The sequence below is a fragment of the Microbulbifer mixtoriginis (SeqCode) genome (genome assembly GCF_052467945.1).
In genome coordinates, this window is record NZ_CP174328.1 from 2421307 (window position 1) to 2437063 (window position 15757).

16 protein-coding genes and 1 tRNA gene are annotated in these 15757 nt (G+C 46.8%); 11 read left to right on the top strand and 6 right to left on the bottom strand.

What is annotated here, in order from left to right; all coding sequences use genetic code 11:
• Nucleotides 1–317: 317 nt before the first annotated feature.
• Entirely contained in the window at nt 318–482 is a 165-nt protein-coding gene (locus ACJJIJ_RS10660) for a hypothetical protein (RefSeq protein ID WP_252082244.1), read from the bottom strand.
• A gap of 408 nt (nt 483–890) precedes the next feature.
• Here ACJJIJ_RS10660 and ACJJIJ_RS10665 point away from each other — a divergent pair, with 408 nt between their 5' ends.
• The 6 genes from ACJJIJ_RS10665 (at nt 891) to ACJJIJ_RS10690 (ending at nt 6855) form a co-directional block, all read left to right on the top strand.
• On the top strand, nt 891–1211 hold the full coding sequence (locus tag ACJJIJ_RS10665) for a hypothetical protein (protein ID WP_252082245.1): 321 nt from the start codon (nt 891–893) through the stop codon (nt 1209–1211).
• Between the two features lie 1027 nt (nt 1212–2238).
• Complete coding sequence (locus ACJJIJ_RS10670; protein WP_444937382.1) at nt 2239–3363, top strand: FG-GAP repeat domain-containing protein; 1125 nt, start codon at nt 2239–2241, stop codon at nt 3361–3363.
• A 124-nt stretch (nt 3364–3487) separates the two neighbouring features.
• The gene (locus tag ACJJIJ_RS10675) at nt 3488–4345 is read left to right on the top strand and encodes a delta-class carbonic anhydrase (RefSeq protein WP_444937383.1); all 858 of its coding nucleotides are present in this window, start codon (nt 3488–3490) and stop codon (nt 4343–4345) included.
• A gap of 276 nt (nt 4346–4621) precedes the next feature.
• Nucleotides 4622–4698, top strand: a tRNA-Arg gene (locus ACJJIJ_RS10680).
• A 174-nt stretch (nt 4699–4872) separates the two neighbouring features.
• The gene (locus tag ACJJIJ_RS10685; RefSeq protein ID WP_444937384.1) at nt 4873–6042 is read left to right on the top strand and encodes a patatin-like phospholipase family protein; all 1170 of its coding nucleotides are present in this window, start codon (nt 4873–4875) and stop codon (nt 6040–6042) included.
• Between the two features lie 399 nt (nt 6043–6441).
• Nucleotides 6442–6855 carry an EamA family transporter gene (locus ACJJIJ_RS10690; protein WP_444939580.1) on the top strand — a complete coding sequence of 138 codons (414 nt, stop codon included), beginning with the start codon at nt 6442–6444 and terminating at the stop codon, nt 6853–6855.
• Between the two features lie 43 nt (nt 6856–6898).
• Here ACJJIJ_RS10690 and ACJJIJ_RS10695 read toward each other — a convergent pair whose 3' ends face one another.
• The 3 genes from ACJJIJ_RS10695 to ACJJIJ_RS10705 form a co-directional block, all read right to left on the bottom strand.
• Nucleotides 6899–8935: an acyl-CoA synthetase gene (locus ACJJIJ_RS10695; RefSeq protein ID WP_444937385.1), complete on the bottom strand. Its 2037-nt coding sequence runs from the start codon at nt 8933–8935 to the stop codon at nt 6899–6901.
• A gap of 80 nt (nt 8936–9015) precedes the next feature.
• Nucleotides 9016–9396, bottom strand: coding sequence for a tautomerase family protein (locus ACJJIJ_RS10700; protein WP_444937386.1), 381 nt, complete (start codon nt 9394–9396; stop codon nt 9016–9018).
• Nucleotides 9397–9406: 10 nt separating this feature from the next.
• A complete protein-coding gene (locus tag ACJJIJ_RS10705; RefSeq protein ID WP_444937387.1) occupies nt 9407–9871 on the bottom strand; it encodes a hypothetical protein in 465 nt (154 codons plus the stop codon).
• 194 nt (nt 9872–10065) lie between these two features.
• Between ACJJIJ_RS10705 and ACJJIJ_RS10710 the strand changes: the two genes are divergently transcribed.
• Nucleotides 10066–10497 carry a winged helix-turn-helix transcriptional regulator gene (locus ACJJIJ_RS10710; protein ID WP_252082258.1) on the top strand — a complete coding sequence of 144 codons (432 nt, stop codon included), beginning with the start codon at nt 10066–10068 and terminating at the stop codon, nt 10495–10497.
• A 463-nt stretch (nt 10498–10960) separates the two neighbouring features.
• Here the strand turns inward: ACJJIJ_RS10710 and ACJJIJ_RS10715 are convergent, their stop codons facing one another.
• Both ACJJIJ_RS10715 and ACJJIJ_RS10720 read right to left on the bottom strand, forming a co-directional pair.
• Nucleotides 10961–12214 carry a Y-family DNA polymerase gene (locus ACJJIJ_RS10715; protein ID WP_444889890.1) on the bottom strand — a complete coding sequence of 418 codons (1254 nt, stop codon included), beginning with the start codon at nt 12212–12214 and terminating at the stop codon, nt 10961–10963.
• Nucleotides 12215–12604, bottom strand: a complete 390-nt coding sequence (locus tag ACJJIJ_RS10720; RefSeq protein WP_252082261.1) for a LexA family protein — start codon at nt 12602–12604, stop codon at nt 12215–12217.
• A 393-nt stretch (nt 12605–12997) separates the two neighbouring features.
• On the opposite strand from ACJJIJ_RS10720, the gene ACJJIJ_RS10725 reads away from it, so the two are divergent.
• The 4 genes from ACJJIJ_RS10725 to ACJJIJ_RS10740 all read left to right on the top strand — a co-directional run bounded on the left by ACJJIJ_RS10725 (nt 12998) and on the right by ACJJIJ_RS10740 (nt 15651).
• The gene (locus tag ACJJIJ_RS10725; protein ID WP_444886635.1) at nt 12998–13531 is read left to right on the top strand and encodes a mechanosensitive ion channel family protein; all 534 of its coding nucleotides are present in this window, start codon (nt 12998–13000) and stop codon (nt 13529–13531) included.
• A 273-nt stretch (nt 13532–13804) separates the two neighbouring features.
• Nucleotides 13805–14080, top strand: coding sequence for a hypothetical protein (locus ACJJIJ_RS10730; protein WP_252082264.1), 276 nt, complete (start codon nt 13805–13807; stop codon nt 14078–14080).
• Entirely contained in the window at nt 14080–14622 is a 543-nt protein-coding gene (locus tag ACJJIJ_RS10735) for a hypothetical protein (protein WP_444884349.1), read from the top strand. Before ACJJIJ_RS10730 ends, ACJJIJ_RS10735 begins: the two co-directional genes overlap by 1 nt.
• Before the next feature lie 156 nt (nt 14623–14778).
• Nucleotides 14779–15651 (top strand): AraC family transcriptional regulator, encoded by an 873-nt coding sequence (locus tag ACJJIJ_RS10740; RefSeq protein ID WP_444937388.1) that lies wholly within the window; start codon nt 14779–14781, stop codon nt 15649–15651.
• The last annotated feature ends 106 nt before the right edge of the window (nt 15652–15757 follow it).

Genomic DNA, 15757 nt, shown 5'->3' on the forward strand with positions numbered 1-15757 from the left:
CCAACCCTAATAAGGCCTGCAGCTTGATAATCGGCATTAATCGCACTCTTGGACGTCTCCAAATTGTGAAAAAATACCTTTACAGAGCTACAACCCTAAAACAGCTAGGCCAAAACTATCCGAAGTATTTTATTTCATTCTTTCCCCATGCCCCAAAATTTTCACCTTATATACGTACCAACTAAGCCAACAGTTAAAAGCAGAGCGATCAACTAACCTGGTTACCCCAGTAAATATTATTTAACGCGGATAACATCTGCCCCAGCACCCCAACCAAATCGCTGCTTGCACTCCCAATGATCTTCGGCAGAGCCGCCCTAGCGGTAAGCGATATGCCAGCCGCTGTTGCCTTTCATATACAGCGGATTGTCCGCTTTATTCGGGGCCACTTTTGCCAGGCAAAATTGTCTGTAGCCTGACATTTCCACATAGCGGGCAAGCTGGCCGACTTTGCCGGCCCAGGCGCCGCTGCCTGAAGCCACTAGGTAGCGCTCGCTATTACTGGCAATGCCCGGCGGATCGTTTTGTATGGCCAGCTCTTCTAGCTGCAGTTGTGCGTCGATAGTGTCCCGGGCTTGACGGCGGGCGCTAGGGTGTCCTCTTGTGCGAAGGGTTTGCCGTTATTGGGTATGCCGCTAAAGATGTTTGATTCCTGCTAACACGCAGATTTGTGCCTCCGGGCCTGGGCTGGTGATGCTGTTTAGCTAGCCGACTGCGATAGTGGCTATGCCTAGGATGGTGAGCGTGGCTGGGTTGATGTCTGCGCTCTGGTCATTCACCGATAACCGCTAAAAAACTAGCTTTGATCGTAGACAGCGCGGCCACCCAAGCGCCCTACTCCGAGCAATTGAAATACTAGCTGGCCAACGTCACCGACCCGGACCTGATTTTTGATTTTCTCGACAGCTGTGGGCATCTTTACCAGGCCAGAAGTAGAGCAGTTCTACGCAGCCTTTTTTATCAAGAGTAAGAGCAACGCGGCGATTGACAATATCTGTAAGCCGGCGGTTGAGCGCTGGCAGGCCCACTGCAAATCTGCCCTAGCCGCCAATAAACAGGCCAAAGAAATGTTTGAGCGCAGCAAGCGAGGGGGTAATGCGGTACTCATCGCCAATATGGAAAATAGCTTTAAGGCGTGCAAGCAAGAATCAGATAATGCAGCTTTTATCCGATCCAGAAAAGATCAAGCAGTTTTCCCGGCTGGTGTTTGATTTATTAAATAGGCCTGAGTGACTTACACGGAAAACGGGTTAATGCCGGTTACACATATATAGAGGATATTACCATAGCATGGCTCTCGGGCCTTGAACTTTCCGCTTCCGCCCGCTTTAGCAACCCAGGCCATGCCAATCTATAGGTAGGGGATGATTCCCTACCAGCAAAACACATAAACGCCCTCGATTTTTTATGCATCTTGCCAGCTTGTAATTTTTTCAAGAAGAAGTACCTCAGTAGATAATTAGTGTTTTCGTTCTGCCCATTGAGTACTTCAATCTAATGTCGTTCTTTCAGGGCGACTGGTGGCATCAGCTCCAGTAAGATTCCCAGCTTACCCATGTTGAAAATAACTAGCCTGGAACCAACGGGCCCCACATTACTATTGCCAAGGGCAGTATTTGTTATAACAACCCAGGCATAAAATTGTGAGCCTAAATGAGATATGAATACAATATAATTTTCAATCGCTCTCTTACAATAGAGCAGCGCAACGTGTATAGGGTTTTTACCAGCAGCTATCCTGGCACACTAATCCTGCATTTAAATAGATTTTGACAACAAATGGTTAATAGTGACTACTAGGGACCAAAAGATATTTTCAAGCGCCAACAAAGAGCAGCCTGACTCTTTTAAGCAGCCACAATACAGGAAAAAACTCAAGGCTTTATTTTAACTGCACAAGCACAATCAAGAACAGCTTGAAGAACCGTCCACCTTAGAGCTCTGACATCAAAAAAAGAATTTCCCCTGAAAAGGCAGAATAACGCTTAAGGTCGATCACGGGTATTTTGCACTGCACATAATATTGATAAGTTATTAAGTTGTGACAACATCCACTTAGCCCCACACAAAATTCAGATGCTGCCAAATCAACCAGAGGTTAACAAATCAATCTCGATTAATTGCCTAGAGCCAGATAAAGTTCTAAGCCGGAGATAATTAAACTTAGTCAACTCAAGACCAGAGCATCCTCTTAAAACTTGTTATGCAATCACATAAACCTTGGAGAATCATAAGAAAATGAACTTAGATAAATATATTCTTCTAACACTCTGCTTTATGTCTAGCGCTTTATGCTCCGCAGACACAATTAAAGTAGAAAATATATCTTACTCTGCCTCCATAATTAAAGTTGGTGCCGGCCAACCTGCAATTGCAGTAACTGACCTTAATTCAGACGGAAATCAAGATGTAATTATTGCAAACAATTCGGACAACAACATAGTAACCTATCTTTCCAATGGCAATGGGACTTTGACACTAGCGGGAGATTTCCCCGCCGGTGACAGCCCTTCAGGTCTATCGACCTCTGACATCAATGGCGATGGGAACGTTGATGTTGTTATAGCCAACCACGAAACCTCATACGTCACCATGCTATTAGGAAATGGCAAAGGAGGTTTTAACCCCGCACCGAATTCACCATTAAACGTGCACGTAACACCTCACCCACATGCCGTCCGATTAAATGACCTTGATGGTGATAAAAAAGTTGATCTGATTGTAGACAACCGTAATCACGAAGGTTTACTTGTTCTCAAAGGACACGGGAATGGTGATTTTAAACTGCCAGGAAAGACTATCAAAGTGGGAGGAGACCCCTACCGGGGGTTTGCCATCAAAGACTTAAATAAAGACGGACACTCCGATTTGGTAACTCCAAATCAGAATGACATAGGCATATTAATAAACAGTAAATCGGGCAAGGGTTCTTTCAGCTTAAGTAGTCTTGCGCAATCCGAAATGCCATTTAGCGTTGAGGCAGCAGACATGAACGGAGACGGAAACATGGATTTACTTGTAGCGAACAATCGCAATATCATTACTATAATCCCAGGAGATGGTAGCGGTAGTTTTCTAAAAAAGAAACAAATCGAAATCCAGGCATCTAATGGCGCCAAACAGATTGCAACGGGAGATCTCAATGGCGATGATATTGACGATGCTTTAGTCAGTAGTTGGTCAGGTGAAGTTCTTATTTTGATTGGAGGCCCGACCATCAAGTCAATCAAATTTAAGAATTTGAACACTCCCAACCCATGGGGGGTCGCACTTTTAGATTTAAACAAAGACGGTAAAAGTGACTTTATAATTGGTGATGGGGATAGCAATTTAGCAGCCGTGTATATAAGCCAGATAGAGTGACAGATGCCTTGCCACATGGAATCTAAAGTTACTACTACAGGCATCTAAATCAATTATCAGCGCAACACATTCATATAAATACAATCAACCTCTTAACTACAATAAATCGCAGAAGGTTATCACCGTGAAAATAAAATCTCTTTTTGTTTTAGCTGCAACAACAACTGTAGCCTTCAACACTAATGCACTAGACAGTGGTGGCGCAGTATCAGATGAAGCCATTGCAAATCAACGAGCGAATTTAGAGAAGAACACCACAGGGAGAAGCTTTGGCCCACAATCTCCACGAGATATTGAATCAACTTCCGGAAACCATACGATTTTCTTCGCTGCCGCACCAGCGCATACAGTTATGAATTTGTGCAATATCCATTTTCATAAAAATGCTGAGCACAAAGGTGGAGATTTTACCAAGTATGCGGGCAATGGTGATGGACGTGGCTTTCTGTCAGGCTTTAAATATTCCGGTACTCTTACCGCGGCCGAGTTAGCCCCACCTAATCAAGAAGTGTGCCCAAGCGATCATGGGAGTCTTTATCCGGGAGATACCATTGAAGTCCATTACGTCCACTCATCCGCCAAAATCAAACCCGGCCCAACCTTGGGTTCCTGCTTTAATAAAGAGATTAAGAATCCACAATTGCGTGTAGAAACGCAAGTTTATGTCTTGGTGAATGATTCCACGGCTTTAGATTTTTCAACATTAACCGCCCACGATGAAAAAAGTGGTTTTCAACAAGCCTTGGGCATTCCCAGCAATACTGGAAAGCCAATTCAGTATTCAGGTTCCACCACCGGTCCAGATTACAATGAACAAGGCTCCCCTTATCAAGTCACTTGGAGTGTCCGCCCCAACGTTGCCAAGGTCAACATTACTTCTGTGGGCAACTGGTGCAAGGACAATATCTTTAATGAAGATCATGCTCACGGTGTAAGGAATCTGATCCAGAACCCCAAGCTTCTCTCCGAGATTAAATACTAAATACGCATGGCAAGAATAAAACTACCAGCGTGATCCTATCCAACAACAACGGACACGCCACTAAGCGGCTAACGACCCCTCAAACAGCTCAAGGCTACTAATGTATGGATGCCAACTAATGCCATAGCTAAACCACCCCGCTTCTTGGTCAACCGGAGTAGGAGCTGACCACTACTCTCCTTTACATGATGGTCAATATTTAACCTCAAGTACTATTTTTCATAAAAGTACTTGACGCTCCATGGAGAAGTCTATATTGTGCGCACCCTCAACGACGCGCTCGTAGCTCAGCTGGATAGAGTACCTGGCTACGAACCAGGCGGTCGGAGGTTCGAATCCTCCCGAGCGCGCCATTTCAAAAGGGCTTGCATCTCCGGATACAAGCCCTTTTTTTATTTCTTCAGTAGATAGATTCACAAGTAGCGATTGCAGGTATACGACCATACACTTCTCATTAGCCTAAGGTAATCTCGGCTTCGGCCCGGCAGCATTCACTAACTCTTTAAGTAAGAGTGGCCTGCAGTCTTATGCTTAAGCGTGCGATTTTAGCCCTGCTCTGTATCCTTGTACTTTATATTGTTGCCGCTTACGTCTACAACAAGCACTTTACTCAGTCTGCCACCTTCAAAAGCTCCCCCTCCGAGCCCGAACGATCTGAAAGCCTGGATTACCTCAAAGAAAAAGACACCATCAAAATCTTGATTGTAGATGGCGGCGGTGTCCGGGGGCTCATCCCCTTATATGTACTCAACTATATCGAGAACAAACTAAACAAACCTATTAGCGAAGTTTTTGATGTTTATAGTGGTGTATCCAGCGGTGCTATTGTAGCCAGCGGCATCAACATCCCTGAAAAATTTATTCCCAAAAACTACACCGGGCATGATTCTGCCACAGAGTACTTGATACAACTCTATAAAGAAGAAAGTGACTATTTGTTTTCCTCACCCTGGTATCATGATCTATTGACAGGCTGGGGGCTTTTTTCCCCCTCCTTCATGGGGGAACGACTCCACCGTGTACTGGAAAACCACTATACAAAGTCGCTTTCTTTTACAGACTTAAATAACTTTGTTCTTATTCCAGCACTGGACATTCACAGTGGTGAAATACACCTTTTCAAAAATCGTGGGGATGCAATCAAACAATTACCTACCGACAGCTTATACCAACTTATCACGGCAGCGGTCAGTGCCGAGACCGCCTTTCCCCCGGTAGTCTTCAAAACACCAGAGCAAACCAGAGTGCACCGTTACTTTGCCGATGCAGGTCTAGCCATGAATAACCCCACCAGTCTGGTGTTACTTGATATCCTTAAAGAGTTCCCAAATAAAAACTACTACGTTCTAATATTGGGGGCAGGTTCACCACCATTGGCCAGTAGCGAGGTAGATTATAGCGAGCTAAAAAATTGGGGGCGTATTCGCTGGATACGAGATGCTTTTTCTAATATTCAGAGATATATGGACCTTCAACAATTATACGCTCTTGATCTCGCCCAACATTTCTCCGATAGCGACCGTCTGGAATACGATTATCTCAATATCGAAATTGCTGATCCATTCGTCGATATCTTTGACTACGATTCGCTACACCATTTAAAAATTTATGCCGATCGCTTGATTGAAGAAAATCAACAGGACATACAAAGAGTTATCGAGCGGCTCAGCCAGCCTGATGGAACATCTTCTCAATAGAAGCTCATGACAAGTTCGAATATTTGAGCATCTATGTTTTCGCTGATTACTAAATATTTTCTCCTACCCTTAACTTTCGATAGTTCACCTGCAGTTTTTATGCCCTAAAGATCACCTAGTTACTCAGAAAAACTGTACAGAATACGATTAGCTCGATGATGATATTACCTGTCCTTTTGTTGACCACCTCGGCTATCAACGCCATTGCCCCTTGAAATGTCTCACTGTTAGACTGATTGGGCAGATAAAGATAATCCTAGGTTGTATTGCTAAGTTTTTAGACAAGGCACTTCGACAAATCCAACTCTCCCGGCTCCACAAGATCAATACTATTTGATTGACTATTTCCAATTTCACTTTACCATGCAGGAGCAGTTTCCCAGGCAACTCCTACTAGATATGAAACGTATCCAGGGCGTCAATCTGCTGCACTTTATAATCTGGGTATGCCTAGTACCTCCCATACCACTTTTTGTTCTCTCCTATTTCCTGGAGAGCCAAGACCCGTTAACTCTAATCATTAGTGCCAATCAGAAAACCTGGCTATCCCTTGCCTTTGTCAGCTACATCTCCACCCTAATTGCTTTCGCAATTTGGGGCAGGCTCCTTAGATCACATCCCGCTGCAGCGGTTACCCCTTTTGCTCTATTGATTCCAGTAGTAGGTATTATCCTGGACGAAAAGTTACAGACCATAGAAATCATAGGCTTTGCGCTGATTATGGCTTGGCTTATATGTACCTCCTTATATGGTAGATTATTAGGGCTGGAAAAGCCCCTGGACAAACCGATCAGGCTCCCAAAGATTGAGTAGACTTGATCTCGATGCTCTCAAAGAGAGCACCCTCAGAGAAAGATTAAACAATTTCATATTTAAAGGTGTAGGGCGCAAGCTGTTCCGCAAGGGCGCCCTCCAAGCTAGGGTTCCCTCCTGTGGTAACCCTGGCAATAGTGCCAAGTACCTTATCCTGCTCCACCTTTACCTGGTTGCTGGCAGTGGCCATTTCTGTTCCCCTCACCAACTGATCAATAATCCCCTGAACACACAAACGAATCTCTTCCATTTCCAAAGCGGGCTTGAAAATCTTGCCAACCGCTGTAGTAGGGAGTTCGGCACGGAGCACAATTCTTCTGGGAATGGCCGCTCGCTCAGTAATATTTCCTTTGGCATAGGTAGTAATTGCTTCAAGCAGGGCTTTGGCCAAATCGTCCATTACAATCTCATGCCCTTTGATTATCAGGGTACTAATCGCTTCCTCTGATAACTTGACGTAGGCGACAGGAACCTCTCCCGCGTGGGCATCTGGTGTACCTACCGCTGCGGCCATGGCAACGGAAGGATGCTGGCAAAGCACCTCTTCTATCAATTTGGGCTCAATATTATGCCCTCCACGTACTATCAACTCTTTTTTTCGGCCTGTGAGCCAAAAATAGCCATCTTCATCCTGCCTGCCCAAATCCCCGGTGTTAAACCAGCGCCGTCCTTGAGCATCTTCTACCCATATCCCCTGGTTATGCTCAGGGTTAAGGTAACCATTAAATACATTATTCCCATGAATCAGCAGATTACCGATTTCATTGGCCTGGCTATACCGAATGAAGTTGCCTTGCTCATCCAGCTGGGCACTTCTCATCTCTTGCAGCGGTAAACGCAGCCCGATAGAACCCACCTTCTTCACGCCATGTGGTGGCGTGAGACTACTAGCGCAAGTACCTTCCGTTAAACCATATCCCTCTACGATTTGCACACCGGTTATACGCTCAAAAGCATTAAAAACCTCAACCGGCATAGGCGCCGCGCCGCACAAAGCCATTTGTAGGGAGGAGATATCGCACTGATTTACTGGCTGCTGCAGCAAAGTGGAATACACTGTGGGCACAGCGCTGAAGCTGTTCACGCGGTAGAACTCAATAATTTTCCAAAAATTACTGAAAACATCCTCACCTCGGTAACCTTGAGGGGTCATTAATACCACTTCGCAACCATTAATAAAGGCTGCTAGCCCCGTCACAATTGCCGCATTCACATGAAAAAGTGGCAGGCCACACAAGATAACTTTTCCTGGCCCCATAATGTCGCCAGCTACCAGACCTATACTTTTTGCATTGGCCAGTTCATTCCCGTGTGTATGGGTAGCAATTTTTGGTAGGCCTGTTGTGCCCCCGGTACAAAATAGAGAGGCGGTATCATCACTGTGGATACTGCATTTGAAATTCAAGCGGCTAGACGGTTGCTGCTTAAGTGCCGACTGGTAGGCTATCCGCTTTTTACCTTGCAGGGGGGGCAGCCGTCTGCGGTATTGATACTGTATCGCACTAGCCGCAATACCTTTAAAACCTCCTGCATGATAAGCTGGGTCCACATGGAAGATATTTTTAACCTCAGGCAAATTTGGCAAAATACTTTCAATTTTTTCACAGATATCGGTACCAGGGAAAGGGCTCAAGGTAACGATAGCCTTTGCTTGGCTATGCCGAATCAGCTCTTCTATCTGCCTGGCCTCCAGTAGCGGATTAATGGCCAATACTTTAGCGGCCGCCTCTGTACCCCACAGTATATAGTGTGTTTCTGGTAAATTTGGCAACACAAACGCAACCGTATCATGTTCTTGAATGCCAACACTATTCAATAAATTAGCAGTTTGAATAATACGTTCAGCCAGTGTTTGATAGCTGATCTTTACTGGTTTTCTATGATCTTTGCCTGAGAGAAAAAAAGAAATCGCTGTTTGCTGGGAGTAACACTTGCACGCAGCCATTATTGCTTCAAAAGTATTGCCGCTGAACTTTTCAGTAAGCGCTTTAAGGTTGGAGAAATCTTCCCCCTCTGGTTGCTTGCCCGTTAGCAAGTAATTTTCCAAAGCCTCAATATCTTTCAAAGTTGAAGTGGACATAATATTACTCCCTAATAGCCAATCAGAATGTAGCTGTATTAAATTATTTTTTATTTTGATAGATAGAAAGCAAAGCGAACCTAGCTGGATTGCTGTACGAGCCACTCCTGCTCGTCTCCGGGCTCCGGCATAACTGCCCCGCCCTCAATCACCCAACTGGCGGGAACATCAATAAGATCCACCTCACAACGAGCTAATGAACAACCCAAAAGCTGAGAGGCCATTTTGATAAAGCTATTAGCTAGAGCTGACTTGATTTTATCGCTACGGCCTGAGCGAATGGAACCCAGAATATGAAGACTACTCTTTGAACGCAAATGAATGCCTCGACTAAATACAACCTGTACAAATTGCGCGGGCGCGCCGGTTATTGTGCAGTGAGCTTCAGTGACCCCGGAGACAAGAGCTTGCTGCTCGGAGCCGGATAGTGGGCGCTGGGTGGAAATCGTGTAAAGCGGCATTTGCGGCCTCTTATAGATTGATATGAGTGTTGAAGTGCCCCATGGTGCTTTTGGATCTCACTAAACGCACCAGTGTTTTGGCTATGTAGGCAATTTGCCGCAGCGGCGGCATACGCTTGCGATTTGCACTTAGAAATTCTCTGCTGAGAGACTGGTCAGGTGCAGTAATAACGACCTTGTTTTTATTGATCCCAGTGGTGACACACCACTGCTCCAGCAGTTCGTATAAAAACGGGTGCCGCAATTTGTTTGATGTCCCATCAGGCACGGGAGCCATCAGGGTAGCCACCGAAGATTTCTCTCCCTTCATAAAGGCCTGATCTGGCGGAACCTCCATCCACACCACCCTGGGAGTGACGGGCTGGTCCAGGTGACCCCGGTAAGCCCGCCGTATCACCTGTTCCAACGCAGCCTTGTTGAAACTTGCTTGCGAGCCCTCGACCAGAGCGCAAAACACGATAGGTTTAAAATGCATTTCATCTCCAAATAAGTTTTATTTTGGAACTAATTTAATGCCATTAAGTTCCAAAATACAACTAAAATTGATAGGTTATCGGCCGACCTCTCAATAATCTATGGCAATATGACGGCCCGAAGCGGCCTCCAGGGAAGTTTTGTTTTGGAACTGGCTTGTGAGACTATGGCGCCTTGAGCAACCCTGGGACTGCTATGAGCGAGAGTAAACCCGCTGTTCAATGTGGGATCGAAGAGGCACTTTCTGTAATCGGCGACCGCTGGAGCCTGCTTGTTGTCCGCGATGTACTGAGAGGCGTTAATCGGTTCGACTCGCTTCAGGACAGCTTGCAGATCTCCCGAAATATCCTTACACAAAGACTCTCCAACCTGGAAGAAGCCGGCATTCTGATTAAGGCGCCCATTAAGCCCGGAGCACGGCGTATGCTGTACAGCCCTACCCCAAAATGCCTCGCGCTCGTTCCCGTTTTGGTTTCTATGATTGATTGGAGTGCACACTGGTCTGAGAAAGCCAATGTGCGCTGGTCCCGTGTGATTGATAAAAGAACCGGGGAGCCTGTTCAGATAGATTTGGTGAGTAAAGATGGTAAGCCGGTATCCCTGCTGGATCTGGATTTGAAATACTAAAGAGCAGCGGGTTAAGACCCACCGAGGGGCCTGCTCTCTCCACACTTACTTATCTCGCTACCCTCCCTCGTTCCCTCCCCACGCTCACGGCTTATAGCTAGACTAGATTTATCGATCGGTAACCAATCCTAACCACCCGATGCAACTTTATTGTGATCATTGCGGCCAACTCTGGAATATCGAGGATTCAGCGCTTATTTCAATACAGGAAATCCTCCGCGCTTTTCCCGATAGCAGAATTAGCGCAAATCTGATCAATACTTTAAAACCAACCATTGGCCTCCCCATGATGGCGGTGAAGCAATTCGCAGGCCACAAGACCTTAAAGAGCGGCCACTGTTTCTTTTGCAATACTCAGCTGGACAATATTCCAATTCTCTTCAAAAACTGCAGCAGCTGCGGAGCGCTAAATCTCGATATTCCAAAGCAGGGCCAGCGAGACCCTTATTAAAAACACACCTTCTTAAACATGTACTAATGGCAGGGCCTCCCAGCGTGTGGTGTAGGCGGGTGAGCGATAAGCTTGACGCATCTTCCAGTGCTTATGCACCCCCTCAGCCCCTAGAAAAAGAGTGCCGCGGCCAAAGCGTTGGTTGACTCTATCGAGGGCCTGCATCATCTCCGCAGCACGGGCCGGCTGGCCGGCGGTAAACATATCCCCTTGCCCCAGGGAGCTGGGCACCAGCTCCACCAGGCCCACACCGGCTTTCATAAAACGATGACCAGGGCGGTAAAGCTCGGTTATGGCCCCCTTGGCCAGGCTCGCAATCAAGCGGGTGTCATTAGTGGCATAGGGGCACTGTACCAGCGTACTGCGACTGTAATAGTGGGGCTCGTGGGGCGAGGTGTGCAGAAAGACATGTATCGAAGCCACCAAGCACTCCTGCCCGCGCAGCTTTTCTGCCGCCCGGCTGGCATAGAGACTAACTGCCTGCAGAATGGGCTGTAGTTCGCTCAATTTCTCGCCAAAAGAGCGCGTGCAATAAATCTGTTTTTTTGCTGGCGGCTGCTCCTCCAGATTCAGGCATGACACCCCATTTAATTCCTCAATGGTTCGTTCAATATTGATATTGGTGTGTCGGCGCAAGATTTTAGGATTGGCCTGGGCCAGGTCATAGGCGGTCTCTATACCCAAGCGCCCCAATCGCTTGGCAAGACGCCTGCCGACTCCCCAGACTTTATCGACCGCCATGCGTTTCTGCAGCCATTGCCATTTCTGCGGAGTATCCAGGGCACAAACCCCGTTGCACTTGGCAATTTTTTTCGCTGCCCGATTGGCGAGCTTGGCCAGAGTCTTACTCGGAGCAATCCCCACACCCACCGGCATACGTACATCGCGCCACAGAGTTGTGCGAATCCGCTGGCCGTAATCCAACCACTCCTCCTGTAAACCATACAGATTCAGAAACATCTCATCGATACTGTACACCTCCACCTCTGGGCTAAAGCCCTTCAGGGTCTCCATAACCCGGTGGGAAATATCGCCGTACAGTGGATAGTTGCTGGAGAAGATGGCCACATTGTGCCGCCGCAACAGATGTTCAATCTTAAAGAAGGGCTGCAAATCGCCAATCCCCAGCGCCTTAGCCTCTTTTGAGCGCGCCACCACAAAACCATCATTATTAGAGAGCACCACCACCGGCCTCCCCCTTAAGTCGGGCCGGAATATCTGTTCACAGCTGGCATAGCAGCTGTTGCAATCCACCAGTGCCAGCATTCAGAGAGGACGGTGATAACGAATAGAGGCTTTAACCACCCCTTCAACAATCAGTTCCTGTCCTTCCCAAACCGGTATCGGCGGGTAACGATCGTTGGCCGACAACAACCGCCCATGGTGGCGATCCAGTACTTTGCAGGTAAGTTGACCATCCAAAGCCACAACCACCACATCGCCGTGTACTGGCGTTAGTGAGCGGTCAACAACCAAAAGGTCGCGGTCGAAGATCCCCAAGCCCTGCATGGAATCGCCATTGGCACGAGCCATAAACGTGGCCGCCGGATGAGTGATCAAATGCTGATCGAGGCTGAGGCTTTTCTCTTTGTGGTCATCCGCCGGGGATGGAAAGCCCGCGGCCACACCGTGACTGTAGAGAGTCGCTAGTTTCATAGGATTTCACTCGATACTGTATATACATACAGTTTAGGGGGAGTTCGCCAATTCCGGCAAGAACGATGGCTGACCAGCGAGCCGCCAGCCGTGCTCGCTACAGGCCCATAGCAAGGCTACAAAAGCACAGCACACACTAAAACGGGTACCCTGTAGCAGGGACCCGCAAGGTGTAAATACCTTCTACGAGCTATTCGAATATGTTGTGAACCCAGTGCACTCTTGGGTAAAACCAGGCAATGGACCACAATCTCCCTCCAAGTGACCGCTTGGCAGCATAGCTGCCTGGGATTATGATCCGCGCAACAGGCGGGTAATGATCGATGACAAGGCCTGCCCTAAAAAGGCAACAGCCCCCACCCGAGTGAACACAGTACGGAGACGAGACAAAAAATGAATTTGGCTATAGCGGCACTGATCGTGGCCTCCTATTTTATCTGCATGAGGCTTAGCTCCTCCGCTATCAACCGGTTCGGGCAGGCCAGGGCGGTGAAGCCCTATCGCCTCAAATATATCTCCAAGACTATCAGTATTGCCGTCTTGGTATTCCATCTGGTGCTGCTGATCAGTGCCCTGGGGTTTGAATACACCCAGGTTTCCATTTTTCTCTCCTCCGTGTTCGCAGTAATTGGCGTAGCACTTTTTGCTCAGTGGTCGATACTGAGTAATATTACCGCCAGCCTGATTATTTTCTTTGGCTTTCCCTACCGGGTTGGCGACCAGATTCGGGTGATAGATAAAGACGATGATATCTCCGGCACTATTGAGGAGATCACACTATTCCATGTTCTCATCAGGCGCGGCGAAGAATTAATTACTTACCCAAACACTTTAATTCTGCAAAAAGGCGTAATCAAAAACCCCAGCAAGCAGCCGACTGAAGCACCTGCAAAGCTGCCGGAAGCCGGCCAGACTGAAGCGCAATAGCTCTCTACCTTCCCGCCCTCAATTCAGGGCGGGAAACCTGAAAGCGACAAGTCCTCTCTGGAACTTTTGCACCAACGCGCCCTTCTCTCCCATACAGAAAACCATGCCATCTGGCTGGCTACACCTAAATAACAAAAAACAGGCCCACAAAATCTCTACAAAAGGCACAAAAAAAGTTCTTACCACTTCCCATCTCCAGCGAAGTAATTTGCTTCAACCGTCTCAATAGTTAAAAATGCGCAAGATTCAATGAAATTGGCTTTAAGGGACTGCATGACCGATACCCTCAAAGATATACTCCACTTCGTACAGGAAATGGGCCTGAAAAATGGCTTGTTTGTCATTTTTTTCATCTTTGCACACTATTTATTGTTCTGGATGTACAGTGGGCGATTGAAAGATCGTCAAGTTGAAATTGATCGACTAGCGGCAGATAATAAGGAGTATCGGGATAGGTTCCTCAAGCTGATGGATAATGCCTTTTCCTATTCTCCGCCCACCAGAAAAGTGGCCCCAAAAAAGCCAGTTAATGAAAAGGAGTTTGAGTAGTGCTCTCCATATTGCTCGCGATCGCTCTTCTCTTCATTGCAATTCAGTTATACCGGCTTCATGAGATAAGAAAGCACGACCAACACCTGTTCGAGTTTTGTCAGCTGCGGAGAGATACGATCGCGTATCTCTCTAATTCCTATGAGAGTCTCTCCAGAACAGATTATATTGCCCTCAGGAAGATCAATGATGCACTGAGCAGCATCATAGCCGGCTACAAAGAACACAGAACCGTTGTCTTTAACTACCGCCTGTTTATCGAGTACCTGGATGAACTCAAAGCCTTTGAGAAAAAAGCCGAGAAGATATCCACCGGCAACAAAGATATTCAAGACCTGCTCAAAAGAATCCACTGCTCCATTTTCAAAGCCTTCCTGGCATTTACTCCCCACCTGAAATCAGAACTTGCATTTTCCCTCATGATGAAACTGATTTCCCTTGGCGTTAAGGCGGGGGTTAAATCTCTAAAAGACTACTTATTACGCCTCAAAGAGGCAAAAGTCATGGTGAACACCTTCAAAGGGTCTTCTACACCCTGTTAGCCCCTAGTAGCAAATTTGGGGGCCTATGCCCCCTCCATCGCGTCCACTCCCCGCACTCAAACCCAACAGTCCCTCCTGAGACGATATCCAGCAATTTTGGTCAAGTGCCAGACACACACAAGTCCTAGAATACTTTCATAAGAAGAGGTGACAGCTATGGCAGAGTATAGGGATAGGTTTGTGCAGGTACTGCACTATATTGAGGAAAACCTCGACTCCGAACTCGATATCGACAAACTCTGCCAATACACCAACTTGTCTAAATATCATTTTCACCGGCAATGCTCCGCCTTTTTTGGAATGCCGGTAATAGCCCTAATCAGGCGATTGAGATTAAAAAGGGTAGCCTATCAACTCACCTATAGAGACAAAAAGGTGGTGGATATCGCCCTGGAGAGTGGCTACGACAGCCACGAGGCCTTTGCACGAGCCTTTAAGAAACTCTTTGGCAAGAGCCCCTCAGAATTTCGCCGCGCTCCAGACTGGGAAGTTTGGCATAAGCACTATGAACCAGTTACAGCACTTAGGAGTCACTTTATGGGAAATACAGCGAAATACGAAGTAACCATTGTTGAATTCCCCGAGACTCAACTCGCCGCCATGGAACATAGAGGCCCAGCCCACCACCTGGGCGCTACTATCAAACAGTTTATCCAATGGCGGAAGGCTCAAGGGCTTTCACCACGTAATAGCAGAACTTTCAACCTGGTTTATGATGACCCAGTAACCACGCCCCCTGACCAATACAGATTTGATGTCTGCTGTACCGTGCAATACCCCATTGGTGCCAGTGAAAGGAATATAGTCAACAAAGTAATTCCGGCAGGGAAATGCGCAGTCATAAGGCACTTAGGCAGTGACGATACCATTGGAGCGGCTGTTCAGTACCTATACTTTCATTGGTTGGATCATTCAGATTTTGGAATTCGTGATTTCCCGATCTTTTTTGAGCGGATAAATTTTTTTCCCGAAGTACCTGAGAGTAAAATCATTACAGATATATTTCTTCCCATAGAAGAAAATATCTAACAGTAAGGGTTGAGAAAATACAATAAATATGCAGCTAAGAAGCGCCCCATAAATCACTCAAAATAATAAAACTAATCCTACCACCTGCACTCTCTATGATATGGAT

What these genes read in the sequence shown, in the direction of transcription:
- ACJJIJ_RS10705 (WP_444937387.1), bottom strand. Translation starts at nt 9,871, where the DNA reads ATGCATTTTAAACCTATCGTGTTTTGCGCTCTGGTCGAGGGCTCGCAA.
- ACJJIJ_RS10740 (WP_444937388.1), top strand. Translation starts at nt 14,779, where the DNA reads ATGGCAGAGTATAGGGATAGGTTTGTGCAGGTACTGCACTATATTGAG.
- ACJJIJ_RS10725 (WP_444886635.1), top strand. Translation starts at nt 12,998, where the DNA reads ATGAATTTGGCTATAGCGGCACTGATCGTGGCCTCCTATTTTATCTGC.
- ACJJIJ_RS10720 (WP_252082261.1), bottom strand. Translation starts at nt 12,604, where the DNA reads ATGAAACTAGCGACTCTCTACAGTCACGGTGTGGCCGCGGGCTTTCCA.
- ACJJIJ_RS10710 (WP_252082258.1), top strand. Translation starts at nt 10,066, where the DNA reads ATGAGCGAGAGTAAACCCGCTGTTCAATGTGGGATCGAAGAGGCACTT.
- ACJJIJ_RS10730 (WP_252082264.1), top strand. Translation starts at nt 13,805, where the DNA reads ATGACCGATACCCTCAAAGATATACTCCACTTCGTACAGGAAATGGGC.
- ACJJIJ_RS10715 (WP_444889890.1), bottom strand. Translation starts at nt 12,214, where the DNA reads ATGCTGGCACTGGTGGATTGCAACAGCTGCTATGCCAGCTGTGAACAG.
- ACJJIJ_RS10670 (WP_444937382.1), top strand. Translation starts at nt 2,239, where the DNA reads ATGAACTTAGATAAATATATTCTTCTAACACTCTGCTTTATGTCTAGC.
- ACJJIJ_RS10685 (WP_444937384.1), top strand. Translation starts at nt 4,873, where the DNA reads ATGCTTAAGCGTGCGATTTTAGCCCTGCTCTGTATCCTTGTACTTTAT.
- ACJJIJ_RS10695 (WP_444937385.1), bottom strand. Translation starts at nt 8,935, where the DNA reads ATGTCCACTTCAACTTTGAAAGATATTGAGGCTTTGGAAAATTACTTG.
- ACJJIJ_RS10700 (WP_444937386.1), bottom strand. Translation starts at nt 9,396, where the DNA reads ATGCCGCTTTACACGATTTCCACCCAGCGCCCACTATCCGGCTCCGAG.
- ACJJIJ_RS10690 (WP_444939580.1), top strand. Translation starts at nt 6,442, where the DNA reads ATGAAACGTATCCAGGGCGTCAATCTGCTGCACTTTATAATCTGGGTA.